The 22,917-nt window shown below is 47.6% G+C and carries 22 protein-coding genes and 2 tRNA genes; 13 read left to right on the forward strand and 11 right to left on the reverse strand.

The annotated features are described in order from the left end of the window. The first annotated feature begins 95 nt into the window (after positions 1 to 95). The 9 genes from AOQ57_RS03660 to AOQ57_RS03700 all read left to right on the forward strand — a co-directional run bounded on the left by AOQ57_RS03660 (position 96) and on the right by AOQ57_RS03700 (position 6,198). Positions 96 to 281: a helix-turn-helix domain-containing protein gene (locus AOQ57_RS03660; RefSeq protein ID WP_093625314.1), complete on the forward strand. Its 186-nt coding sequence runs from the start codon at positions 96 to 98 to the stop codon at positions 279 to 281. Between the two features lie 11 nt (positions 282 to 292). After that, positions 293 to 559, forward strand: coding sequence for a helix-turn-helix domain-containing protein (locus AOQ57_RS03665; RefSeq protein ID WP_093625316.1), 267 nt, complete (start codon positions 293 to 295; stop codon positions 557 to 559). A 338-nt stretch (positions 560 to 897) separates the two neighbouring features. Next, positions 898 to 1,143 carry a hypothetical protein gene (locus tag AOQ57_RS08185; RefSeq protein WP_157686479.1) on the forward strand — a complete coding sequence of 82 codons (246 nt, stop codon included), beginning with the start codon at positions 898 to 900 and terminating at the stop codon, positions 1,141 to 1,143. Between the two features lie 21 nt (positions 1,144 to 1,164). Next, positions 1,165 to 1,992: a bifunctional DNA primase/polymerase gene (locus tag AOQ57_RS03675; RefSeq protein ID WP_093625320.1), complete on the forward strand. Its 828-nt coding sequence runs from the start codon at positions 1,165 to 1,167 to the stop codon at positions 1,990 to 1,992. Positions 1,993 to 2,047: 55 nt separating this feature from the next. Beyond that, a complete protein-coding gene (locus tag AOQ57_RS03680) occupies positions 2,048 to 3,616 on the forward strand; it encodes a DNA primase family protein (protein WP_093625322.1) in 1,569 nt (522 codons plus the stop codon). A gap of 306 nt (positions 3,617 to 3,922) precedes the next feature. Then, a complete protein-coding gene (locus AOQ57_RS03685; RefSeq protein WP_093625324.1) occupies positions 3,923 to 4,288 on the forward strand; it encodes a hypothetical protein in 366 nt (121 codons plus the stop codon). A 4-nt stretch (positions 4,289 to 4,292) separates the two neighbouring features. Next, positions 4,293 to 4,682, forward strand: a complete 390-nt coding sequence (locus AOQ57_RS03690; protein ID WP_093625326.1) for a hypothetical protein — start codon at positions 4,293 to 4,295, stop codon at positions 4,680 to 4,682. After that, positions 4,648 to 5,157, forward strand: coding sequence for a hypothetical protein (locus AOQ57_RS03695; protein WP_093625328.1), 510 nt, complete (start codon positions 4,648 to 4,650; stop codon positions 5,155 to 5,157). Before AOQ57_RS03690 ends, AOQ57_RS03695 begins: the two co-directional genes overlap by 35 nt. Positions 5,158 to 5,841: 684 nt before the next feature. Beyond that, entirely contained in the window at positions 5,842 to 6,198 is a 357-nt protein-coding gene (locus AOQ57_RS03700; protein ID WP_093625330.1) for a hypothetical protein, read from the forward strand. A gap of 1,045 nt (positions 6,199 to 7,243) precedes the next feature. On the opposite strand, the gene AOQ57_RS03705 is transcribed toward AOQ57_RS03700, so the two are convergent. Next, positions 7,244 to 7,327: transfer RNA gene (locus AOQ57_RS03705), tRNA-Leu, on the reverse strand. 17 nt (positions 7,328 to 7,344) lie between these two features. Beyond that, a tRNA-Arg gene (locus AOQ57_RS03710) sits at positions 7,345 to 7,416 on the reverse strand. A 298-nt stretch (positions 7,417 to 7,714) separates the two neighbouring features. On the opposite strand from AOQ57_RS03710, the gene AOQ57_RS08395 reads away from it, so the two are divergent. Both AOQ57_RS08395 and clpP read left to right on the forward strand, forming a co-directional pair. Next, positions 7,715 to 7,849 carry a hypothetical protein gene (locus AOQ57_RS08395; RefSeq protein ID WP_268871487.1) on the forward strand — a complete coding sequence of 45 codons (135 nt, stop codon included), beginning with the start codon at positions 7,715 to 7,717 and terminating at the stop codon, positions 7,847 to 7,849. A 316-nt stretch (positions 7,850 to 8,165) separates the two neighbouring features. Further along, complete coding sequence (clpP, locus tag AOQ57_RS03715) at positions 8,166 to 8,756, forward strand: ATP-dependent Clp endopeptidase proteolytic subunit ClpP (RefSeq protein ID WP_093625332.1); 591 nt, start codon at positions 8,166 to 8,168, stop codon at positions 8,754 to 8,756. 37 nt (positions 8,757 to 8,793) lie between these two features. On the opposite strand, the gene whiA is transcribed toward clpP, so the two are convergent. From whiA to AOQ57_RS03760, 9 genes are all read right to left on the reverse strand, one after another. After that, positions 8,794 to 9,732 carry a DNA-binding protein WhiA gene (gene whiA, locus AOQ57_RS03720; RefSeq protein WP_093625334.1) on the reverse strand — a complete coding sequence of 313 codons (939 nt, stop codon included), beginning with the start codon at positions 9,730 to 9,732 and terminating at the stop codon, positions 8,794 to 8,796. 19 nt (positions 9,733 to 9,751) lie between these two features. Then, positions 9,752 to 10,729, reverse strand: a complete 978-nt coding sequence (gene mgfK / locus AOQ57_RS03725) for a gluconeogenesis morphogenetic factor MgfK (protein WP_093625336.1) — start codon at positions 10,727 to 10,729, stop codon at positions 9,752 to 9,754. Positions 10,730 to 10,750: 21 nt separating this feature from the next. Beyond that, positions 10,751 to 11,620, reverse strand: coding sequence for an RNase adapter RapZ (gene rapZ / locus AOQ57_RS03730; protein ID WP_093625338.1), 870 nt, complete (start codon positions 11,618 to 11,620; stop codon positions 10,751 to 10,753). A gap of 145 nt (positions 11,621 to 11,765) precedes the next feature. Then, positions 11,766 to 12,857 carry a 3'-5' exonuclease gene (locus AOQ57_RS03735; RefSeq protein WP_093625340.1) on the reverse strand — a complete coding sequence of 364 codons (1,092 nt, stop codon included), beginning with the start codon at positions 12,855 to 12,857 and terminating at the stop codon, positions 11,766 to 11,768. 87 nt (positions 12,858 to 12,944) lie between these two features. Further along, on the reverse strand, positions 12,945 to 15,806 hold the full coding sequence (gene uvrA, locus AOQ57_RS03740) for an excinuclease ABC subunit UvrA (protein WP_093625342.1): 2,862 nt from the start codon (positions 15,804 to 15,806) through the stop codon (positions 12,945 to 12,947). 10 nt (positions 15,807 to 15,816) lie between these two features. After that, a complete protein-coding gene (uvrB, locus tag AOQ57_RS03745; RefSeq protein ID WP_093625344.1) occupies positions 15,817 to 17,832 on the reverse strand; it encodes an excinuclease ABC subunit UvrB in 2,016 nt (671 codons plus the stop codon). Between the two features lie 99 nt (positions 17,833 to 17,931). Then, positions 17,932 to 18,138, reverse strand: a complete 207-nt coding sequence (locus AOQ57_RS03750; protein WP_093625346.1) for a hypothetical protein — start codon at positions 18,136 to 18,138, stop codon at positions 17,932 to 17,934. Positions 18,139 to 18,144: 6 nt separating this feature from the next. After that, entirely contained in the window at positions 18,145 to 18,780 is a 636-nt protein-coding gene (locus AOQ57_RS03755) for a YfbR-like 5'-deoxynucleotidase (RefSeq protein ID WP_093625348.1), read from the reverse strand. A 61-nt stretch (positions 18,781 to 18,841) separates the two neighbouring features. Continuing rightward, entirely contained in the window at positions 18,842 to 20,566 is a 1,725-nt protein-coding gene (locus AOQ57_RS03760; protein ID WP_093625350.1) for a phospho-sugar mutase, read from the reverse strand. A 309-nt stretch (positions 20,567 to 20,875) separates the two neighbouring features. On the opposite strand from AOQ57_RS03760, the gene AOQ57_RS03765 reads away from it, so the two are divergent. Both AOQ57_RS03765 and AOQ57_RS03770 read left to right on the forward strand, forming a co-directional pair. After that, on the forward strand, positions 20,876 to 21,817 hold the full coding sequence (locus AOQ57_RS03765; protein WP_093625352.1) for an L-lactate dehydrogenase: 942 nt from the start codon (positions 20,876 to 20,878) through the stop codon (positions 21,815 to 21,817). Positions 21,818 to 21,834: 17 nt separating this feature from the next. Beyond that, positions 21,835 to 22,863, forward strand: a complete 1,029-nt coding sequence (locus AOQ57_RS03770; RefSeq protein ID WP_093625354.1) for a branched-chain amino acid aminotransferase — start codon at positions 21,835 to 21,837, stop codon at positions 22,861 to 22,863. Positions 22,864 to 22,917 lie beyond the last annotated feature (54 nt).

Below are 22,917 nucleotides of genomic sequence, written 5' to 3' on the forward strand. Positions count from 1 at the left end.
AAATAGTAAATTAACTTCTTGCATTTTCGCAAAAGCGATAATAATATAAAAATAAACTATTACTCAAAAGCGAAAAGGAAACGGAGGGAGACAACATGAGCGAATACCTTACGTACAAGGAAGCTTGCGAACTCTTGCATCTAAAGTCTTACAAAGGGCTGTACTACCTGATTAAAAACGGGTTACCGGTCATCGTTATTGGTAATTCAAAGCGGATTAACGCAAACGACCTTAAAAAATTTATGGAAGATCACACAGTAACCGCAGCACCCAAAGATTAGGCGGTGATCACGTGGAGATTAAGTTACAACTCCCCGACGAGTTCGCCGGGATGATCGCCAAATGTCTAGCCGACCAGCTAGACCAGCAGAAACCACACCCACAGATGGAAGCCGACGCTTGGTTAAACAAGGGAGAGGCTAGTAAATATCTCAAGGTGTCACGGGTCTTCCTGGATGAACTAATCAAGTCCCAATCATTACCATGTAAGCGAATCGGGACAAGAAGCTATCGGTTTAAAAAGGCCGACCTGGACACCTGGTTACGCAGCCAGCAATAAAAAAGCGACGGCTTGAAGGCCATCGCTGGTATTGGGTAACTAAATTAGCAATGAGAGCAAACAAAGAAATACTTTGACGGGTAGTTGATCGCTTTAATTGCACTGAAAGGGGGTGATTGCCACCGAGTAACGTACTCTTGGAGCACTTGCCAACTGAAAGGAAGTGAGGACTTGGGAGCACTAGAAACAGCAGAATGGAAAAGAAAAAGGCCATTAACCCAACCGACCAAAGTTCGTTAATGACCACTCACATTTTTAAAAGACCTATTACTAAGGCCCCGTTAATCGTAATTATATCAAATAACGAGGCCGGTTTAAACCGAAACGAGGTAACAATCATGAATAATCGTTCAACCATCATCACAATTGGAAAGCGCCGGCCGGTAATGACACCATCTATCCATCGCGAACTAGTTCGTACCTACTGGAACCACCGTCAACTAGTTAAGCGATACCAGGCGGGCCAACTCACTAAAGAAGATCAGCAGATCGAATTCAACACCCGCACGCTTGCCACCGCGACGCTTGTGTTACGTGACCTGTTGGGAATCGCCAATAACGTTACCTACATTAACCAACACTAGAGAGGGAGGCGACAAGACAGAATGGAAGCAAAGCAACGAGCCTTACAGCTTGCACAAACGGGTATCCCAGTCTATCCACTAGCACCAGGAAGCAAGACCCCGCCAAAGGGCCATCACGGTTACCAGGAAGCAACTACCGACCCCGACGCAGTATTACGCTGGGCGGATGATTGGGGACTTGGGATTGACCTATTCACCGCCGGGATGGTGGTGATTGACCTTGACCGACCAGGAACCGACCGCAACGGCCACGCCGTTCACGGTGGCAAGAATGGAGTTAAGGCCTTGAAGCGTTACTTGGAACAACACAAGCGACAGCTACCGCACCACATGTACGCAGAACAGACACCACACGGCGGGATTCACTTGTTTTTCAAGCTAGATCAGCCGTTGGAGAGGCCGACCCGCAAGACCAACGCCTTACCCGGCGTAGACGTTCTGGGCGATTTTGTCATCGCATCCCCGAGTGAGATCGATGGAGCGCCTTACCTGGTCATGAAAAGCCGCCAACAGCCGGTCAGCATTCACAACACCGCAACGGCGCCACAATGGATTGTAGACCTTCTAACAGCGCCACAAACGGCTTCTAACCCAACAAGGGCTAATAATTACCTTATTAGTGGGCAAAAGACTTATACGGGACGCCTATTTGACAAGATAGCGCAAGGCGCCAACGAGGGAGAACGTAACAGTTGGTTGGCCAGCGTGACCGGTTCAATCTTGAACGCTGGAACCGAACCCGACAACGCCTACTGGTTGGTGAAATGGATTAACCAATACTTTGTTTCCCCACCGCTAGACGATCGGGAAGTGAACGCAGTTTTTAAATCAGTTTGTAAATATCACTAAGCAATGTTTGAGCGGGAGCAGCCACGCAGACGGTGGCCAACAGAAAGGATTTTGAATGACAGTTAGGGTAATTCCAAAAGAAACCCAAGAAACTATCGATGAAATGATGAAGCGTCGCCATGATGCACAAACGAAGTCATTTGACGAGCAGTTAGAACTTTTGAGTACTTGGGGCCAGCAGTACCGAAAAGAGAACACCAGGACGGTACAACACCAGGACGGTACCAAATCGGTAACAACTAAGCGAATACCAGCCCGGATGATCGCCAACCAGATAGAAGCGGTGGCCACGATCGCCAAACTTGGAGAAACCGACCGGGAACTTGAGAGCGCCCCGCTTGTCCTTTATGTTCCGGATCGTGGAATTTATACGCATAGCACAACGAGGGTTCGCCGGATGATCCTAGCACTAGAACCTTCTTGCACGATTAAGACCCGCAACGAGGTTGAGTGGTTGCTTGACGGTGAAGCATTAGCAAAGGCGCCCGAATCATCCCCGAGCCTAATTCCGGTTGGCAACGGGATTTACAACACCGACAGCGGAGAGTTTAAGCCATTCACACCCGAGATAGTGTTTACTAGCAAGATCGCCACGAACTACAACCCAAACGCCACTGAACCTTCGTTCAACGGCTGGAAGTTCAGTGATTGGATCAATGAGTTAGCACAAGGTAACGAGGATAAGCGTATGCTAATTTGGCAAATGCTTGCATCCATCGTTAAGAACCGTGACACGGCTAACGTATTCTTTGCTTTTGTTGACAACGGACAAGGCCGGACAGGAAAGAGCACGCTGGAGCAATTGTTAATGAACCTAGTGGGCAAAGACAATTACACCAGCTTAAAACTAGATGAGTTTGGCCACGATTTCAAACTAGCCAACGCTTACGGCGCCCGGTTGATTATTGGCGACGACAACGAGCCGAAGGGCTATATCGATGATGGAAGCAACCTAAAAAGCATCGTGACCAACGAAACAGTTCTGTTAAACCCAAAGGGAGCTAAACCCTTCACCGCCAGATTTTTCGCAACGGTGGTTCAATCAATGAACGGCGTTCCAACTTTCCGAGATAGAAGCGGTGGCCTGTACCGCCGTTTCCGGATGATTTATTTCCCTAAGCAATACCCCGACACACCAGCGGGCAAGCGTATTAAAGACGATTACATTTACGATCGCCGGTTACTGGAATGGATATTGAAAAGGGCGTTGGAGATTGACGTTACGACCATCATTGATACCCGAGAGAGCCAAGAGCTGGTCTATGACACCAGGCTAGATAATGACCCGGTCCTTTACTTTGTAGAGGAAGTTGTTAGCAGGCTACAGAGCACACGTTTCCCGACTAGTTTTCTCTTTAATTTATTTTGCGCTTTTATGAAGTCAGAAAACAACCCCACCAAACTCAAGCAACGATCCTTCACTAAACAGATACGACCTTACATGGAGAGCAAGGGATGGAAGTACGATAACAAGAATCTCAGCTCCCTAGATCGCTTTGATAAGCGGGACCTAGACCTAGTAGACGAATACGACGACCGGGTTGGAACTAACTACCCACGATTAGCAAAACAAGACGTCAGGACACGGACAGGAATTTTCTATCGTGACGACCCAACCGGTTAAAAACTGTTACTAACCGGGTTACCGGGAAGTAAACCGGGTGGCCAAATCCCTTGATACTACTACCTTTATTTACTCTTTCCCGGTTACCCGGTAAAGAAACAAGAAAAAGATATATATAAGATACAGAAGGTATATGTATATAGGGAGTAACAGACCCCCATTTTTAAACCGGGTTACCGGGAACGGGACTTAATCCTTACAGCCCCAACGGTTATAGCGCCCGGTAAAGTTACCGGGTTCCCGGTTAACTAAGCCGCCTTTTAACCGGATGCACTACAAGATCAACCAAGAAAAGAGGTAAAAAATATGCTTAACAACGACGAGAAACGCATCATTAAGGCCATCCCTGAAGGCGCAGACCACCCCCGTTCAATGAGGGAAGTGGCCCGCCTGGTTGGCCTTAATGCCCGGACAGTACGGGCCATTGTGCATAATTTGAACGTTAAGGGCTACCCAATTGGAGCAAGTCGTCACCAGCCAGCCGGCTATTTCTGGGCCACTAGCGACGATGAATTAGAGCTAGCGTTACGGCCAATCACAAGTCAGACCCGAGAGGTACAACGGCGATTAGCAGGATTGCGACGTGCTAAGACGATCAGCAAGAAAGAGGCGTTAGCTGAACCAACCGAAGCTGACCCAAAGGTAAAGGACCAGACAACCAAAGAGGCCTAGAGGGATGGAGAAAATGACCGAGCAAGAGCTTGTTGGCTTGAAGTACTTGGAAATGTTGCGCTTGATGGTGATCGTGAAGCGCCTGGAAAAGAGCATCACCGAGCTGGTGGATGAAATTACCTATCTTGCCCATGACAGTTCCGAGTACCAGGCAAAGGTAAAGCTACTAACTGAGGCCTACCACAAGCACCGAGTGTTCATTGACCAGATCATGCAAGATCGGGACGAGTGTTACCAAGAGGCCAAAGAGATCATGACAAGTCAACGCTGGGACGAGGTGGTTTCACCCGACCTAGCTTACAACATTTGCGACGCCGGGCTTATGTTAGCCGACGTTTTAAAAGATGGAGGTACAGACGATGAAATACGAGCAGATTTTAGCGATCCTAGATAAATGGATTGCCACTTACGAACAGGAATTTGACGTTCTTTGGGTACAAGGCCGAATGAAAGTCCTTGATAAGAGCATCGAAGACCGCCGGGAAAAGCTGGATAAAACCTTTATCAAGATCCCGTTTACTGGAAAGCGCCTTTTCGATGATATCGGCGTGTTACCTGGTCATAAATGGATCCCAACCGCACTAATGGAAGATGCAAAGGAAGTTACAAAGTACAACCGCTTACTGGAGCAAGCGAAGCGGATGGTCACCGACCTAATAGAAACGCAAAGCGCCTTAATACCAGAGATGGAGCGGCTGGCTAGGGAGATTGACAACTTGCCAGAAAGTGAGATAGACCACCGTTTAACCGACAGGACAAGCCGAATCGCTAGTTACACGAGTTCCGCACAAGCCCAACAGCGGGCCATCGATAATATCACCAACGAACCGAAGAAGCGTATCACCTGGTGGAAGGTGGGAGCTAAGTAATGATCACAACTACGCAAGAGGCCTAACAAGTCATCGGCAAATACCGCCGGATAGTGGTCAGCATCCCCTTCACCGACCAACAGGAAGCAAAGAGGCTAATCGAAGAATATTAAGGACAGCAGATAGTAAAAGACCGCCACCCAACAAAGGTGACGGCCTTTTTATTTTGGCCCACTCAATGGAGCTATTATAGCATTGCTAGGCAACCGACCGGCCTTTTCTGATTGATATAATGAAGGACGTGTTGACGGATGCTAGGGACAAACTCAAAACCGAGCCGGTCTAATGCCCAATCCAAAAACGGATCGGGGACGGGCCCTAATCTGGGCCGGCCTTTGAAGGGATCAGAGTTGAGCAGTTCAAACGGTCATAACTCAAAAATGAGTTTTCACCATTTGGAGAGCCTAAAATTGGACGGTCATAATCCAAAAGTGGATTTTCACCCTTTGGAGGGCGCAAATTGCGCAGCCCCCCTTTCCTATTTTTCCCCCGAGAGTAAAATTAAACCGCCCTAAGTGGTGAAGTGGCTGGGAGGTGAAGCCAAAAGTGGAGTGATCGAAGCCGGCAACCGACCTATTAAAACCTGTTGTTGATCGCCGACCAGACCAACAGACACCAACGGCCACAACCTGATAAAACCTGACATTTAACGAGGCTGACTAAGAATTAGGAGGAGCTGTAAACATGAAAGTGAAAGAATTTTATGCTGCTTCAAATTATGCACCCGTTTCTTATCAACGTATCACTATGTACTACAGCATTATGGGGGATAATCCACTACCGACTAAACGGCCTGATTGGGAGTGTTTGCTTACTTTGTATCACGAGTACACTACCGTGTTTGATCAGCTTAATGAAGAGGAGCAGACTATCATCAAGCGTCAGTTCATCAATAAGGAACGGGTTAATGACGTTATGAACGATATGGGCTTGAAGCCAAGTGCTTACCGCAGACGTCAATTAAGCGCCCGACAAAAATTAGCAGCCGGTCTCAATGCATCCCCTTGCTTTCAGCGTCTGGAAATCACCTTCACCGCCTAAGTACTACAAATACCTACATAATCGCAGGAAATTGCCCAACTGTTTGTTGAAAGTAAAAGCCAATACGGACGGGCCTTGTCACCTGTTGAGTGGTAAACAAAGCCGAACAATTAGGGAGCTTTTGACGTAGCGGGCAAGAACGTTTGCACCTGGAAGTGCAAACATAATGGGCGTACCTAAAAGTACACCCAAACCACCTGGAGAGCATCCCGGCCATCATAACTCAGTATTGATTTTTAACCGCCGACACCGACCAGACCCTAACCAATCCATCATCGGATCGGTTGCCACTTGTGACCGCACAAGCTTGTACACTCATCGAAGGAAGCGCACGACAGCAGGCTCCGACCAGGAGGCCGGGCGCATAGTTGCGCTGGGGCCACAACAACCGTATAACCTTGTACACTTGTTAGGTCACCAGACCAGGCGCAGGGAATGCACCGTATCAACTAGCGACAGCTAATAATAACGAGCCGTACAGGTGTTTTAGATGAATTAGATGAATTATCCATTGCACAGTTAAAACGGCTTAAAATGGACGAGAGAGGTAAATAAAAGAGGGTGACTAATTAACACCCCCGCCCCCCATAATTTATAACAGCAGAGCGCACACATTGCCATTGTCTTTATCGCAGACTATGTTTTTCGAATTCTGACGAGGGGGGGCAGACCGTCACAGTTACTAACGACACATGTTGTCGCTAGGGCTGAGAATGTGGCAAACAGTCCCAGATTAGACCGACTGACAGCTCCCTAGCCCAACCAGGCGATACTTGGTGACGGATGGTGGTTGTAATTTTGCCTAAAAGCTAATCACGGACCTTTTTGTCCTGGAGCAGTCACCACCACACTATCAAAGCCAACCAAATAAAAAAGAGCTATCTAAATCAGATAGCCCAAATGCACGACCTTATGAAAATGATTTTTACCACAGTTTTACCACAGTTTCTATTTAAAACTATGTTTACTGATTTTCAGTAAGAATAAAAAATGCCGTCATATCAAGGTTTTAAACACCCCTGAAAATGACGACAATAAAACCAAGTGCCCCAAACAGGATTCGAACCTGTACATGGTTACCCATACAACGACCTGAACGTTGCGCGTCTGCCAGTTCCGCCACTGGGGCATGATATTTGTTTTTGATGCGCCCCCGGGGAGTCGAACCCCGATCTCGAGAACCGGAATCTCACGTGCGATCCATTACACTAAGGGCGCGTCTTTTAATGATACTAATCATTATTAACGCTTTGCTATCAAGCAACGTATATAATATTACACATTATTCTCCTTTTTGACAAGCCCCTTTTTCGAATTATTTTAAGCCCTCCTTAATTACTATCTAGACCAATTTTGCTAAACCAGCCGTTAAAAATATATTATAAAAAGTTATTGTCAACTAGACCATTAAGGATTATGATGGTCAATATTAAGAAGCAACGGGGATTCATCCCCCGCTAACCAGTTGTAAATACTGAATATAAAGTAGTTCAGATAACCATGGAGGAATTAGATCATGATGAAAAACGAAAAGATGCTAGCGGCCTTAAATGTATACGAAAACCAAGATACTAAGGCCGAAATGAGCCAATTAGCTGCCGAAAGTGCCAATGCCGAACTTGATCTCTTATGCCAAGACCTTCACGACTAAGCTCTTCCATTAAAATTGCAACATATAAAATTGCAACATATCATGTAAATTTCATCGCCGGTCACTCGATTGTTCGAAGGGCCGGCATTTTTATCAAGAACCATCTTGACCCCACCCAAAATACTTACTCATAAATAATATTGATGGTGTAACATAGATGAGAAATTCCCCTAGCCAAGCATAATCTTTTAACTAGGGAAGGAAATTCATCCTGTTAATGGTGGCAAATCATTTGACCTTTTTTGACCTACAGAGTAGACTATCCACATAAGTTAGCAATCAGTACTAACTAGTGCTAATTAAGGAGGCCAACTGAATGAACTTAGTACCAACCGTCATTGAGCAGTCGTCCCGTGGCGAACGCGCTTATGACATTTACTCCCGTCTTTTAAAAGACCGGATTATTATGTTATCTGGTCCAATTGAAGATAACATGGCAAACTCAATCATCGCTCAACTACTCTTCCTTGATGCCCAGGATTCAACTAAGGACATCTACTTGTACATTAACTCCCCGGGTGGGGTCGTAACCTCTGGGATGGCGATTTATGACACGATGAACTTCATTAAGTCTGATGTACAAACAATCGTGATCGGGATGGCTGCCTCAATGGCATCCGTTCTGGTTTCCTCTGGGGCTAAGGGTAAGCGATTCGGTCTCCCACACTCGACCGTGATGATTCACCAACCATCCGGTGGAGCCCAAGGGCAACAAACCGAAATTCAAATCGCTGCCGAAGAAATCCTGAAGACGCGCAAGATGATCAATGAGATCCTTGCTAAAAACTCCGGGCAAAGCATCGAACGGGTTGAACAAGATACCGAACGGGACCACTACTTAACCGCCCAAGAAGCGGTTGACTATGGTCTTTTGGATGGGATCATGGACTCCAATAAATTGAAGTAATAAAAAAGGCGCCTCAGGGCGCCTTTTTTATTACCTATTAAATTGCCTTACCCTGCCTTAATTCATCGGCGTAGGCATTTAGTTTACGAAGCCGGTGGTTAACTCCTGACTTCGAGATTGGACCACCCGGAACCAGGGCTCCCAGTTCCTTTAGACTCACTTCTTGATGAGCCAACCGTGTTTCAGCAATTGCTCGCAGTTTTTCAGGTAAGCTAGCCAGCCCTACCGTGTCCTCAATCAGCATAATATTTTCTACCTGGCGGTTAGCGGCATTGGCCACCTTATCCATGTTGGCGTTTTCACAGTTAACTAGCCGGTTGACCGAATTACGCATATCACGGACAATCCGGATGTTTTCAAATTCTAACATTGAGGTCGTCGCCCCAATCAGTTGTAAGAAATTAGCAATCTTTTCGGCTTCCTTCAAATAGACGATATAACCGCTACGCCGATTGGTTGTCCGGGCATTAAGGCCATAGCGATTGATCATTTCGGCAATCATCTCGTTGTGTTCTTCGTATAAAGAGTAAATTTCAAGATGGTACCGGGATGTTTCTGGGTTGTTGACGGACCCCCCTGCCAAAAAGCCCCCCCGTAAATAGGAGCGGATCATCAAATCATCGGTCAAGAGGTCCATTGGTACCCGTTCTTTAATCTGAAATCCATTTAAAATTGCTAAGTCACTCAGAATCTCTTGGGCATGGAACCGTAGACGGACAACGTAGGTGTTGTTCTTCTTAAGCTTCATCTTCTTACGCACCAAGATATCACTTTCTACCTTGTAGAGCTGTTTAATCAGCGAATAGATCCGTCGGGCAATCGCTGGACTTTCAGTCTGAACATTCAGAATCATGGTGTGGTTGGCTAGGCCAATCGAGCCATTCATTCGAATTAGAGCCATCAATTCTGCGCGTGCGTTTTTTTCGTGCACTACAATCCCAGTGAGTTCTTTTTTAACCTCGCTAGCGTAAGACATGGGCGTCCCCTTTCAAATTTTAATAGTGAACATCGTGGAGGCGGTTAATCAACTCCTCCACCACCTTGTCGCGATCATGGAAGGCTCCGTTATCACTTAACCGCAAGAAGTTACTTGAAATTACCCGGCAGCCCATTTCCCGTAGGGCGTTGAAGTCATGGGTAACCGGCTGTGAGATTTCATTCCACTCCTTAAAATCGATATAGTCATTTGGCACCGGCTGGATGTTAACCAAAACGGTGTCAACAAAGTTTTTACCTAGGTGATTATTTAAAACCCGGACGTGATCGGCATCGGTGAAGTAGTCGGTCTCCCCTTTCTGGGTCATAATGTTGCAGATATAAACCACCTCGGCACTCGTTTCACAAACCGCCCGGCCAACGTTTTCAATCATTAAGTTAGGTAAGATGGAGGTGAACAGGCTCCCTGGTCCCAGGACAATTTGGTCGGCATCCATAATTGCATCGATAACTTCGGGTACCGCTTCAGGCTGATGCTGATCTCCGTCGCTTACCCACACGTGGTCAATTTGACCATGGGCCGCGGTGATTTCGGATTCGCCCCGGATCATCCGACCGTCAACAAAGGAGGCGTTGAGGGTCAACGGTTCATTTGCGACCGGATAGATATGTCCACGAATTTTCATCATTGTCCCTAACTCTTGAACCGCCTCAAAAATCCCACCTCGCATTTCTGCCAAAGCCGAGATAATCAAGTTACCGATTGCGTGACCAGCTAAGAACTGATCAGAACTTTGGAAGCGGTACTGAAAAATATCCTTTTCAATCCGGGGTACTTCCGCCAGGGCCACCAGGGCATTTCTGATGTCACCAGGTGGTACCACGTTTACATAATTACGTAGGATTCCGGACGACCCGCCATCGTCGGCAACGGTCACAACAGCAGTTATATCAACATTATGGTCTCTTAGACCGCGTAAAATTACCGGCAGGCCAGTCCCGCCACCAATTACCACGACCTTTGGGCGATGATGCATCAAAGCTACTCCTTCTTTCTATTACTGGGCCTTATCCACATCGCGGTGGTGGACACTGACTGGATATTCGTTATTCTTTAAATCATGGGCAAGGCGGTTAGCAATCGTCACCGAACGGTGCTGACCACCAGTACAGCCAATCGCTATTGTTAGGCTACTCTTACCCTCTTTGATGTAACCCGGTAACGCTACTTCAATCAGTGAGTAAAGGTATTGATAGAAATTCTTAGCTAAGGGGCTTTGCATCACGTACTCTTGGACCGCAACGTCATTGCCAGTTTGGTGCTTTAACTCTGGAATATAATACGGGTTAGGTAAAAAACGGACGTCCATCACCAGGTCCGCATCTAAGGGAATCCCATACTTAAAACCAAAGGACATCACGTTGACATAAAAGGAGTGGGCCTTGTCTGGTGAAAAGCGGTCTGTTATCCGAGCTCGAAGCTGGCGGGGAGTTAAGTTAGTCGTATCAATAACTTGGTCGGCTTGGGCTTTAAGGTTTCCTAGTAGCTGGCGTTCCCGCATAATTCCCGGTAAAACTCCATCTTGCTGGTTTAAAGGATGGGCACGCCGAGACTCCTTGTAACGCGAAACCAGTTCCTCGTCGGTTGCCTCCAAGAACAAAAGTCCTAGGTTTATAGCCGTGCGCTTACGTAGAGAAGCAACGCAAGGGGAAATCTGATTGTAGAACTCCCGTGACCGCGAGTCCATTACCATTGCCATCCGGGTGAATTCCCCCGACTGCTTGATCACGTCAATGAACTTGGTCGCCAGGTTCGGTAGCATGTTATCAATCACAAAGTAGCCCAGGTCTTCAAACGATTGAACTGCCACCGTTTTTCCTGCACCACTCATTCCAGTAATAATAACGACCTCTAATTGTTCCGCCATCTTCAAACACCCCCATTTTTTAACACCTCTTGATTTTAACACACCGGGTGTATCATGCCTAGCAACGCTACCCGGCGTATCAAAAATTATTCAAGATAAGGCTCCCGCCTGTTCATTACCGGACAAGCGGGAGCCTTGCTTAGTATTAATTATTTTCTGGGGTTCCCTTCTCAGTCTTGATGTTGAATTCCTTAGCCAGGTTGGCTACCGAAAGAATCGGCACTTGGTGATCAGCTAAGTAGCGGAACTGGGCACTCTGCTTATTGGCGGCCCGTGGTACCGTACTGTTGGTATCTAATAAGAGCCCCAGACGGGCTTCCTTTGGTGAAACCCGTTTAAAGTGGTGCTGACAGTGGTTGGCCAACTGGTCAATCACCGACTGGTCATTGGTAATCCGCGTCTGCTTAGGATTGAAAACCACCGCTACCGGAATACTACCATCTTCTTGGGCTAATTCCCCCAAGGAAACCGGTTTTTGATCGAGGTCGGTCAGTTTCCCTTTGGGTTGGTCTATTACCATTGGAACCCGTTTGCTCCTCGGTGCTTCCTTGACGACCCGATTCTGGGGCTTAGACTTATCAGATGACTGCTTACTTCGGGCCCTAGCTCCCCTTGGGGATTCTTGCTTACCCGTTTCCCTTGCTAGACCATGATTTTGCCAACTAGCCAGTTCTGGCAGGGAAATTAGGTAATCATAAACCTGCGCCGTCAACAAGACGTCAGCCAAGGCATGGTGCATGTTGGAAACATCAAGCCCCAATAAGCGTCCCATCCCCCGCAAACTCGGCTTATTCGGTAACTCACCCAGCCAGCTGGCCAGTTCATCAACTTCAAAGCAACAGACCGTTTTTTCATCGACTTGGGGCCCACCGTGGTTGTTGATAGCATCAATTAGTACCTGCAGGTCACCATGGACATTCCACCCCCCAATCGGCAGGCTGAAGTCAAGAAAGTTTAAGAGATCAGTGACAATCTTATCCCACTGCCCCTGCTTCTTATAAGTCTTATAAGTAACGTTGGCATAATCAATCCCGCGTAAAAGGTCATCTGCCTCAGCATCAGCCCAGTAAACAAAGCGGTGAAATTGCTTCCCCACCTTATGACCGTTTTGGTACTTAACAACCCCAATCTCAAGCGGAAGGTGTTCGCGGGTCTTTTTATGGGTGGCAAACTCAAGGTCCAACAGGTAGTACTTACTTGGGAGGCTTTGGAGTTTGGCCAGTTTCATTTCTTGCATTCTAAAGTCCTTTCCATTAGATAATTTATCCGTACAATCTAGTTACATCAAGGATAGGAGCTAATTAACTGCTTTGTCAAGAAAGGTCTATGAGTGTTTTTTCTCAGCCCGCTGCTTAGCCCACTCGGCGTCCCGAGCCAGCATCACCTTTAGGTAGTGACCGGTGTATGATTCGGAAACTTGTGCGACCTCTTCAGGGGTCCCGGTGGCGACAATTTCACCCCCGGCCTGCCCCCCTTCCGGTCCAAGGTCGATCAGCCAGTCAGCAGACTTAACCACGTCTAAGTCGTGTTCGATCACCAAAACGGTGTTACCGGCATCTACCAACCGTTGCAAGACGGTCAAGAGGCGCTTGATGTCAGCCATGTGAAGCCCAGTTGTTGGCTCGTCTAGGATATAAAAAGACTTCCCGTTAGACTGACGGTGCAACTCACTGGCTAGCTTCATCCGCTGAGCCTCCCCCCCAGATAAGGTAGTGGCTGGTTGCCCTAAGTGAACGTAGCCTAGACCGACGTCTTGAATCGTCTGGAGCTTGCGCCGGATCTTTGGAATTGCACTGAAGAAGTGCAGGGCCTCTTCAACGGTCATATCCAGAATCTGAGCGATATTTTTGTCTTTATAGTGAACCTCGAGGGTCTCAGAGTTATAGCGGGTTCCATGACAAACTTCACAAGGGACATACACATCAGGTAAAAAGTTCATCTCAATTTTAATAATCCCATCCCCATGACAGGCTTCACAGCGTCCCCCCTTAACGTTAAAGGAGAACCGCCCCTTGCCGTAGCCCCGTAGCTTAGCCTCGTTGGTTTGAGCAAACAGCCCCCGAATGTCATCGAAGACGCCAGTATAGGTAGCAGGATTAGAACGCGGGGTCCGGCCAATTGGTGATTGATCGATGTTAATTACCTTTTCGATATTTTGAAGACCCTGAATTTCCCTGTAGCGGCCCGGCTTTTCGTTAGCTCGGTTTAACCTTTGAGCCAGGATCCGCTTTAAAATCTGATTTACCAAGGTTGATTTTCCAGACCCAGATACCCCAGTCACGCAGATCAGTTTACCCAATGGGAATTTAACGGTAATATCCTTGAGGTTGTTCTCCTTGGCTCCCACCAGGGTGAGTACATGCCCATTACCAGTACGTCGCTCATTCGGGATTGGAATTACCTCCCGTCCGGATAGGTATTTACCAGTTAATGACTTACGTGAGCGCATGATCTGCTTAGGAGTTCCAGCCGCCGTTACCTGGCCCCCAGCTTCTCCAGCCCCCGGGCCAATGTCAATAATATAATCAGCCGCGCGCATCGTATCCTCATCGTGTTCTACCACAATCAGGGTGTTTCCCAGGTCACGCATCTTCTTTAATGAATTAATCAGGCGGTCGTTGTCTCGTTGATGAAGCCCAATTGAAGGTTCGTCCAGCACGTACATGACCCCAGAGAGGTTCGAACCAATTTGGGTGGCTAAGCGGATCCGCTGGGCCTCTCCCCCGGAAAGGGTTCGTGCTGACCGCGACAGGGTCAGATACTCAACCCCCACGTTTTGCATGAAGGTTAAGCGATCAAGAATCTCCTTTAGAATGGGGCGGGCAATCTCCTGATTTTGCTTAGACAACTTTACATCCTTAAAGAAGCTAATTTCTTTTGAGATCGGTAACTCAGAAACCTGACCAATGTTTTGTCCGGCAACCTTGACTGCCAAAGCCTGCTCATTAAGCCGGTAACCATGGCAAGCTGGACACGGTAATTCCGCCATGTACTTGCGCATCTGCTCCCTGGTGAAATCCGAGTTAGTCTCCTTATAGCGCCGTGAAACGTTGGTAATAACCCCTTCGAAGGTCACATCAACATCCCGAATCCCGCCAAAGTCATTTTTGTAATGGAAGTGGAAGGTCAAATCGTCCCCGTAAAGTAAATGGTGCTTAACCTCTTCTTCGAGTTGTTCGAAGGGCGTGTCCATGTTAATCCCCGCCGCCTGGCAGTATTGGCTTAATAAGCTCGGGTAATACTTAGAAGAGATCGGGTTCCACGGCAAAAGGGCCCCTTCGTTCAGGGTCTTAGTTTGGTCGGGAACCACCAGGTCAACATCAACCTCCAACTTACTCCCTAACCCCTCACAGGCGGGGCAGGCCCCCAGCGGAGCATTAAAGGAGAAAAGCCGGGGTTCTAGTTCCGGCATTGAAAAGTCACCATAAGGACAAGCGTAGTGTTCGGAAAAAGGGATCTTTTCACCACCGATAATATCGGCTACAGCCACCCCATCGGCCAATCGTAAGGCAGCCTCAAAGGAGTCAAACAGACGTGAGCGGACCCCCGCCTTGACGATGATCCGGTCAACCACTACATCAACTGAATGCTTCTTATTTTTCTCTAGTTCTGGTACCTCGTCAATATCATAGGTCTGCCCATCAACTTGGACCCGAACGAAGCCATCCTTTTTGATCTTCGCTAAAACTGTCTTTTGAGTCCCTCGTTTTTCGTGAACAACCGGCGCTAAGACCTGAAGTCGGGTTCGTTCCGGTAGTTCCATGATTTGATCAACCATTTGCTCCGGCGACTGGCTAGCGATCGGTACCCCGTGATTCGGGCAGACCGGGGTCCCCACTCGTGCCCACAAGAGACGTAAAAAATCATTGATCTCCGTAACCGTTCCCACTGTTGAGCGGGGGTTATGGGAGGTTGTCTTTTGATCAATCGAAATGGCTGGTGAAAGCCCCTCAATTGAATCAACATCAGGCTTATCCATCTGTCCCAAAAACTGACGTGCGTAGGCCGAAAGACTTTCCACGTAACGGCGCTGCCCTTCAGCATAGAGCGTATCAAAGGCCAATGACGACTTCCCAGAACCTGACAATCCCGTGATCACAACCAATTTATTCTTGGGAATTGTCACATCAATGTTTTTTAAGTTGTGCGCCCGCGCACCACGAATCACAATCTTTTCGTTTGCCATCGTAAAACTCCTATTTTTTCTTCATTTGACTCGTTAATTCCATGACCGTGTCACGCAGTGTCGCCGCTTGTTCGAAGTCTAAACGCTTAGCAGCTGCTTTCATCTGCTCGGTTAATTCGGTGATCATCTGAGTTTGAGCTTCCTTATCAAGCGCGGCAAAGTCTTCGCTGGTGAATTCGGTTCTCTTATCTTCAATATCTTCTTCAACCGGCTTGATGGCAGAAATCGCCTCTTGGATCGGTTTAATGATCGTCTTAGGAACGATACCATTTTCCTTGTTATACGCCTCTTGAATTGTTCGCCGGCGTTTGGTTTCATCAATGGCCGCCCGCATTGAATCGGTAATTGTATCGGCGTACATGATTACGGCCCCGTGAGCGTTGCGGGCTGCGCGTCCAACCGTTTGAATTAAAGAGCGCTCGTTTCTTAAGAATCCTTCTTTGTCAGCATCCAAAATGGCCACTAAGGAAACTTCTGGGAGGTCTAGTCCTTCCCGTAAAAGGTTGATCCCGACTAAAACATCAAATTTTCCGCGCCGTAGGTCACGGATAATCTGAGTTCGTTCAAGGGTCTTAATATCCGAGTGGAGGTACTTCACCTTTAGGCCGAGGTCCTTTAAGTAATCGGTCAAATCCTCTGACATTTTCTTAGTCAAAGTAGTAACTAGCACCCGCTCATTTTGCTCTATTCGCTTGTTAATCTCGCCTACCAGATCATCTATCTGTCCCATCACTGAACGAACTTCAATTGTTGGGTCAAGCAGGCCGGTTGGTCGAATAATCTGTTGGACCACGCAGTCGGTTTGGGCCTCTTCATACGGTCCTGGGGTTGCTGACATATAAATGACCTGGTGAACATGACCCTCAAATTCCTTTAGGGTTAGCGGCCGGTTATCTAAGGCACTTGGTAAGCGGAAGCCGTAGTCAATCAACTGTTGCTTACGTGCCCGGTCCCCATTATACATTCCCCGAACTTGGGGCATCGTTTGATGAGATTCATCGACAATTAATAAAAAGTCCTTGGGAAAGAAGTCTAACAGAGTGAACGGTGGCTCACCAGGCTTGCGCCGGTCCATATAGCGCGAGTAATTTTCAATTCCGTTGGTGTAACCCATTTCCTTCATCATTTCAACGTCGTAAGTTGTCCGCTGCTGTAGGCGTTGGGCCTCTAAGAGCTTACCTTCCTTGGTAAACTTGGCTACCTGGTTTTTCATGTCAGTTTCAATTTCTGGTAAGGCCAGGTCCATAACTTCTTCGGAGGTTAAAAAGTGGGTAGCCGGAAAGACCGAAACATGTTCTCGCTCGCCCAGCACCTCCCCAGTTAGGGCGTCAACCTCACGAATCCGATCAATTTCATCACCAAAAAACTCAACCCGGATCGCCTTTTCTTCCCGTGAGGCCGGGAAGATTTCCACTACGTCACCCCGGACTCGGAAACGGCCCCGCTGAAAGTCGATGTCATTACGGTCAAACTGAATCTCCACCAGTTCCCGTAGTAGGCGGTTACGAGGGATTTCCTGACCAACTCGTAAGGAGACAACGTGGTTTTGGTATTCAGCCGGTGACCCTAACCCGAAGATCGAAGAAACCGAGGCCACAACGATCACGTCATTCCTTTCAATCAAAGACGAGGTTGCCGAGTGACGAAGCTGGTCAATCTCATCGTTAATTGAAGCATCCTTTTCAATGTAAGTATCACTGGAAGGGACGTAGGCTTCGGGTTGGTAGTAATCATAATAGGAAACGAAGTACTCAACGGCGTTGTCCGGGAAAAACTTTTTCATTTCCCCGTAGAGCTGACCAGCTAAGGTTTTATTGTGCGATAAAATCAACGTGGGCCGGTTAACGTTTTTAATTACGTTGGAGATGGTAAAGGTCTTCCCCGTCCCGGTGGCTCCCAACAGAATTTGCGCCTTTTTACCCTCTTCAACCCCCTTGGTCAAAGCGGCAATCGCCTCTGGTTGATCACCAGTTGGTTGGTAATCTGAGACAAGTTTAAACGGCTGATCCGGTTGGCGATAAATCATCGTCTGACCCCCTTTTTTACTAGCGTATAAGGGCCCGCGGTTAAAGTTTTACCACGGGCCCACAATCAAACTAAGTTTAGCACACGAACGTCTATTCGTCTAATTAGATGATTCTTTCTCTTCTTCGATCCGTTGCTGCCAAAGGCGAACATAGTTCAACCAGGCAAACTGGTAACTGGCGGCAATTACGTAAATTACTAGGGTAACTATTAAGGGCCACCATAATTTTAAAATTACTAGGGCGCCAGCGACAAACATGGCTAAGTTAGCAATGATCGTTACTAAAATAGGGGTTTGTTTTTTCATTTTCTTTTACCTTTGAATAATCTGGGTGGTAATGATAGCTAACTGTTGGCTATTGCTAGCGACGTTATCCTTCAGTAATTCGGGTAGGATCTTTTTTAAGAAGTACTGCACCGAAGCCATGCTGGAAAAGTCCATAATTGCTTCCAAACTGGAGCGGTAAATATCCATGTAAACAGGTTCGGGGTTTCCCTTTTGGATTTCGCCAAAGGATTCGTACATTAGGTCAATCTTGTCGGCAACCGAAAGGATCTGGCCCTCGATGGTCTCATCTTTTCCTTCTTCAAAGCGACGTTCATATGCCTTACGGAACTCAGCTGGGATCTCAGACTGAATAAAATTTTCAGTCAACGATCGATCAACCCTAGCCAGCATCGTCCGTAACTCCGGGGTTGCGTACTTAACCGGCGTCTTAATATCGCCAATGAAGCGCTCAGTGTAATCATGATTAAGCGCCCGTTCGTACAGGGAACGCCAATCGATTTCGTTACCCGCCTGCTCTTCAATGTCGCCCAGCATCTGAGCTGCCTGAGTCACCTTAAAGGAATGGGCGGCAACATTGTGCTCTTCAAACTTAAAATAGCCCGGTGCCCGGTTAATCATCTCTAAGTCGCTTAAACTTTTAAGGTATTCATGCATTCCCATATTTTTCTCTTTCCTTCCAAAAATGGTGCGATCCCAAGCGGGGCGCACCATTTCAAATCAATCATTCGTTAGCAAAAGTGGTTAAGGCAGCTTCAAAGTCTGCCAACTTTTGGTTAGATTCTTGCTCAGTCTTCGCTGACGTTCCAATGTAAAACTTAAGCTTTGGTTCAGTTCCGGACGGCCGAATGGCAATCCAGGTCTCATCAGCCAAGATGTAGCGTAAAACATTAGAGTTTGGCATCCCCAGTTTCTCAACGGTCCCGTTGGCCTGAGTCCTAGTGTTGTTAGTGAAGTCTTCGGTCTCTTCAATCTTCACTCCGGCAAATTCCTTTGGTGCTTCCTCACGGAACTTCTTCATCAGGGCTGCAATCTTCGCCGGTCCTTGAACCCCCGCGTATGTCGTTGAGATTGTCTTTTCCTTGAAGTAGCCGTACTTAGCAAATAACTCTTGTACCCCATCGTAAAGAGTCATTTCCCGGCTCCGGTAGTATGCGGCTACCTCAGCTAGGAGAACCAGAGTTTGAATGGCATCCTTATCCCGAACAAACGGTTTGATTAGATAGCCGTATGATTCTTCAAACCCAAACATGAAGGTATGGTTATGCTTAGTTTCATACTGGTGAATCTGGTCGGCAATCCACTTGAAGCCAGTCAAAACATTTACCATTTCCACCCCGTAGCTCTGAGCAATCTTGGTGGCGAAGTTCGTGGAAACAATTGACTTAACGGCAGCTGCATTTTCTGGTAGAGTACCGGCCTGCTTGTTAGCCTCTAAGATGTAGTGTAGCAAAACAGTGGCAATTTGATTTCCAGTCAGGAGTTGGTAATCCCCGCTTGGTTGGCGTACCGCACAGCCCAGCCGATCAGCATCCGGGTCGGTAGCGATCAAAATATCGGCATCCACCTTTTTACCAAGGACCGTTGCCCGTACAAAGGCCTCCGGAAATTCTGGGTTTGGGTTTTTGAGTCCTGGGAAGTCACCGTTGGGCATTGCTTCTTCTTCCACCAGCTCATAATTAGTAAAGCCTGCCTGCTTTAAGGCCCGTTCCCCAAGCATCCGTCCGGTCCCGCACAGTGGGGTGTAAACGAACTTCATGTCCTTACCAAATTCCTTGGCTAACTCGTTGTTAATCGTAACCGTCTTAACGTTATTCAGGTAGGCCTGGTCAACGTCTTCACCAATTACGATCTCTAAGCCCTTATCCATCAGCTCACCTTCGTCAGCCAACTCAATATTAAAGAGGTCTTCAATCTGACGGATATAGTCCGTCATCATATCGGATTCCTTTGGTGGCATTTGTCCCCCATCTTCACCGTAGATCTTGTAGCCGTTATATTCCTTAGGATTGTGGCTGGCTGTGATCATGATTCCCGCGTAAGTGTGCAGGTGGCGTACCGCAAAGGACAGTTCCGGTGTTGGGCGCAGGTCGTCGTAAATATAAGTCTTAATCCCCTTGGCTCCTAAAACCCGTGCTGCTTCGTGGGCAAAGAGGCGGGAGTTATTGCGAGAGTCGTAAGAAATAGCGACCCCGCGGGCCATCGTTTCTTCACCCAAACTGGTCATCAGCTTAGCTAAGCCAGCCGTAGCCTGACGAACCGTGTAGACATTCATCCGGTTAATTCCGGGACCCATCAGCCCCCGCATCCCGGCCGTTCCAAAGGAAAGTGGGCCGTAAAAGGCGTCCTCTTTCTCTTGGTCGTCATCCATTTCAACGAGTTGTTTCTTTAGCGCCGGTTCTAATTGATCTTGGTTTAGCCATTCTTGATAGGTGTCTTTCCAGGTCACAACAAGCATCTCCTTACGGTATTTATTTCAACAACTTTAGTATACCGCACTAGTGAAAGGGGTTAAATAGATGACCCAGATTTAATCTGTCTAATGCCCCATCATGATCATTAGAGGAACCATTACGACTTCGCTTTACTAATCAGACACTGCTCAACCCGTTCATTAAACAGCATGAGGTTAACATTAGTAACCACCCTTTCTGACATTCTAGCATTGGCTCCAAAATAATCATTGCACTTTCCCTTTTAACGCGCTATATTAAAAATTAATTAGAAAATTAAGTAACGATGTAAAGGAGATGTTTACATGGCACGAAAAGTTGCTATTGTTGGGATGGGTAACGTCGGTGCAACCGTTGCCCACTATATTATCGCCGGCGGATTTACCGACGATCTCATCCTCATTGATCCTCGTGAAGAAAAGGTTATCGCCGATGCTGTCGACTTTGAAGACGCCATGGCTAACCTCGAGTATCACACCAACATCTTCGTTAATGATTATCAGTCTCTGGCTGACGCCGATATAGTTATTTCAGCCCTAGGTAATATTAAGCTCCAGGATAACCCCGATGATGACCGCTTTGCCGAACTTCCCTATACCCGGGTACAGGTTCGCAAGGTTGCCGAAAAGCTCAAGGAGGTCGGCTTCAACGGGATCATCGTAGCTATCACTAACCCGGTTGACGTAGTTACTTCACTATATCAAGAGGTTACCGGCCTTCCTAAAAATCACGTGATCGGAACCGGAACGCTTCTTGACTCTGCCCGGATGAAGCGAGCTGTGGCCAAGAAACTTAACCTGGATCCTCGCTCCGTAGATGGCTATAACCTCGGTGAACATGGTAACTCCCAATTCACCGCCTGGTCCACGGTCCGGGTCCTAGGTAAACCAATTCAAGCCATTGCTGACCAACGGGGACTGGATTTGGTGGCCTTAGATAAGGCTGCCCGGGAAGGGGGGTTCATCGTCTTCCGGGGTAAAAAGTACACCAACTACGGGGTAGCCACAGCCGCTGTTCGACTGGTGAATACGATTCTTTCTAACGCCTTAACTGAGCTACCGGTTTCTAATTACCGCGAGGAATACGATGTCTACCTCTCCTACCCAGCCGTGGTAGGACGAGACGGGATTGTCGAACAGTGTCAGTTAGACCTAACCAAAGAAGAGCTCCAGAAGCTCCAAGTTTCCGCTGACTTTATCAAGCAAAAGTTCGCTGAGTCCTTATCAGCCGCGAACCATGAAAATTAATTAGGAGGACTACTTTTATGACCAAAGAAACTGTCGCAAACTTGAATTGGAACAACCTTGGCTTTGAATACCATGACCTCCCCTATAGCTTCAATGAAGAGTTTAAGGATGGCAAATGGCAAGGGGGACACCTAACGGAAAACTCCACCATCACCTTATCGGAAGCCGCCGAAGTCCTTCACTACGGTCAAGAGGTCTTTGAAGGACTCAAGGCCTACCGAACTAAAGACGGCCATATCAACCTATTCCGTCCGGAAGAAAATGCTAGGCGTCTAGTCAACTCTGCCAAGCGAATGCTAATGGAACCTTACCCAGTCGATAAGTTTGTTGAGGCCGTTAAGCAGATTGTCTTAGCTAACGAAGAATTCGTTCCGCCGTACGGAACGGGCGGTTCCCTTTATATCCGTCCTTTCTTAATTGGAACCCAGCCAATTGTCGGGGTAGCCCCAGCCGATACCTATACCTTTCATATCTATGCCACCCCGGTTGGTGCCTACATCAATGGTTTGGCTCCATCGCCATACACGGTCTCCGAATACGATCGAGCGGCTGGCGCCGGGACTGGTCAAGCCAAGACCGCGGGAAACTACGCTAGCTCCCTTTTACCAGAAATCGAAGCTAAGAAGGCCGGTTTTGCCGATTGTCTTTACTTGGACCCACGCGAACACAAGTATATCGACGAATTCTCCGGTGCCAACTTCTTTGGCATTACCAAGGAGGGTCAGTTCGTAACGCCAAAGTCTGATTCAATCCTGCCATCAATCACTAAGCGTTCCCTGCTAGTAATTGCTGATGACCTGGGTTTAAACCCGGTTGAACGCAAAATTGAAATCGATAAAGAACTCGACAACTTTACCGAAGCCGGGGCCATGGGAACGGCAGCCGTAATTTCACCGGTCGGCTCATTGACCTACAAAGGCCAAAAGCACGTCTTCTATTCCGAAAAAGAGGTCGGACCAGTTACAACTAAGCTCTATAATACCCTTTATGGTATCCAGCAAGGAGATGTCGAAGATACCCACGGTTGGACTGTCCGCGTGAAGTAAGCCAATCCCCATAATAATAAAGGGCTGTAACAATTTTAAAGGGGCCTAGAACCG

The sequence above is a fragment of the Limosilactobacillus gorillae genome (genome assembly GCF_001293735.1).
GTDB lineage: Bacteria > Bacillota > Bacilli > Lactobacillales > Lactobacillaceae > Limosilactobacillus > Limosilactobacillus gorillae.

Excerpts from the sequence above, each read along its gene's own strand:
- AOQ57_RS03755 (WP_093625348.1), bottom strand. The coding sequence starts at position 18,780 with ATGGGAATGCATGAATACCTTAAAAGTTTAAGCGACTTAGAGATGATT.
- clpP (WP_093625332.1), top strand. The coding sequence starts at position 8,166 with ATGAACTTAGTACCAACCGTCATTGAGCAGTCGTCCCGTGGCGAACGC.
- AOQ57_RS03695 (WP_093625328.1), top strand. The coding sequence starts at position 4,648 with ATGAAATACGAGCAGATTTTAGCGATCCTAGATAAATGGATTGCCACT.
- uvrB (WP_093625344.1), bottom strand. The coding sequence starts at position 17,832 with ATGATTTATCGCCAACCGGATCAGCCGTTTAAACTTGTCTCAGATTAC.
- mgfK (WP_093625336.1), bottom strand. The coding sequence starts at position 10,729 with ATGCATCATCGCCCAAAGGTCGTGGTAATTGGTGGCGGGACTGGCCTG.
- AOQ57_RS03680 (WP_093625322.1), top strand. The coding sequence starts at position 2,048 with ATGACAGTTAGGGTAATTCCAAAAGAAACCCAAGAAACTATCGATGAA.
- rapZ (WP_093625338.1), bottom strand. The coding sequence starts at position 11,620 with ATGGCGGAACAATTAGAGGTCGTTATTATTACTGGAATGAGTGGTGCA.
- AOQ57_RS03770 (WP_093625354.1), top strand. The coding sequence starts at position 21,835 with ATGACCAAAGAAACTGTCGCAAACTTGAATTGGAACAACCTTGGCTTT.
- AOQ57_RS08395 (WP_268871487.1), top strand. The coding sequence starts at position 7,715 with ATGATGAAAAACGAAAAGATGCTAGCGGCCTTAAATGTATACGAAAAC.
- AOQ57_RS03660 (WP_093625314.1), top strand. The coding sequence starts at position 96 with ATGAGCGAATACCTTACGTACAAGGAAGCTTGCGAACTCTTGCATCTA.
- AOQ57_RS03700 (WP_093625330.1), top strand. The coding sequence starts at position 5,842 with ATGAAAGTGAAAGAATTTTATGCTGCTTCAAATTATGCACCCGTTTCT.
- AOQ57_RS03765 (WP_093625352.1), top strand. The coding sequence starts at position 20,876 with ATGGCACGAAAAGTTGCTATTGTTGGGATGGGTAACGTCGGTGCAACC.
- AOQ57_RS08185 (WP_157686479.1), top strand. The coding sequence starts at position 898 with ATGAATAATCGTTCAACCATCATCACAATTGGAAAGCGCCGGCCGGTA.
- AOQ57_RS03675 (WP_093625320.1), top strand. The coding sequence starts at position 1,165 with ATGGAAGCAAAGCAACGAGCCTTACAGCTTGCACAAACGGGTATCCCA.
- whiA (WP_093625334.1), bottom strand. The coding sequence starts at position 9,732 with ATGTCTTACGCTAGCGAGGTTAAAAAAGAACTCACTGGGATTGTAGTG.
- AOQ57_RS03690 (WP_093625326.1), top strand. The coding sequence starts at position 4,293 with ATGGAGAAAATGACCGAGCAAGAGCTTGTTGGCTTGAAGTACTTGGAA.
- AOQ57_RS03735 (WP_093625340.1), bottom strand. The coding sequence starts at position 12,857 with ATGCAAGAAATGAAACTGGCCAAACTCCAAAGCCTCCCAAGTAAGTAC.
- AOQ57_RS03750 (WP_093625346.1), bottom strand. The coding sequence starts at position 18,138 with ATGAAAAAACAAACCCCTATTTTAGTAACGATCATTGCTAACTTAGCC.
- AOQ57_RS03685 (WP_093625324.1), top strand. The coding sequence starts at position 3,923 with ATGCTTAACAACGACGAGAAACGCATCATTAAGGCCATCCCTGAAGGC.
- uvrA (WP_093625342.1), bottom strand. The coding sequence starts at position 15,806 with ATGGCAAACGAAAAGATTGTGATTCGTGGTGCGCGGGCGCACAACTTA.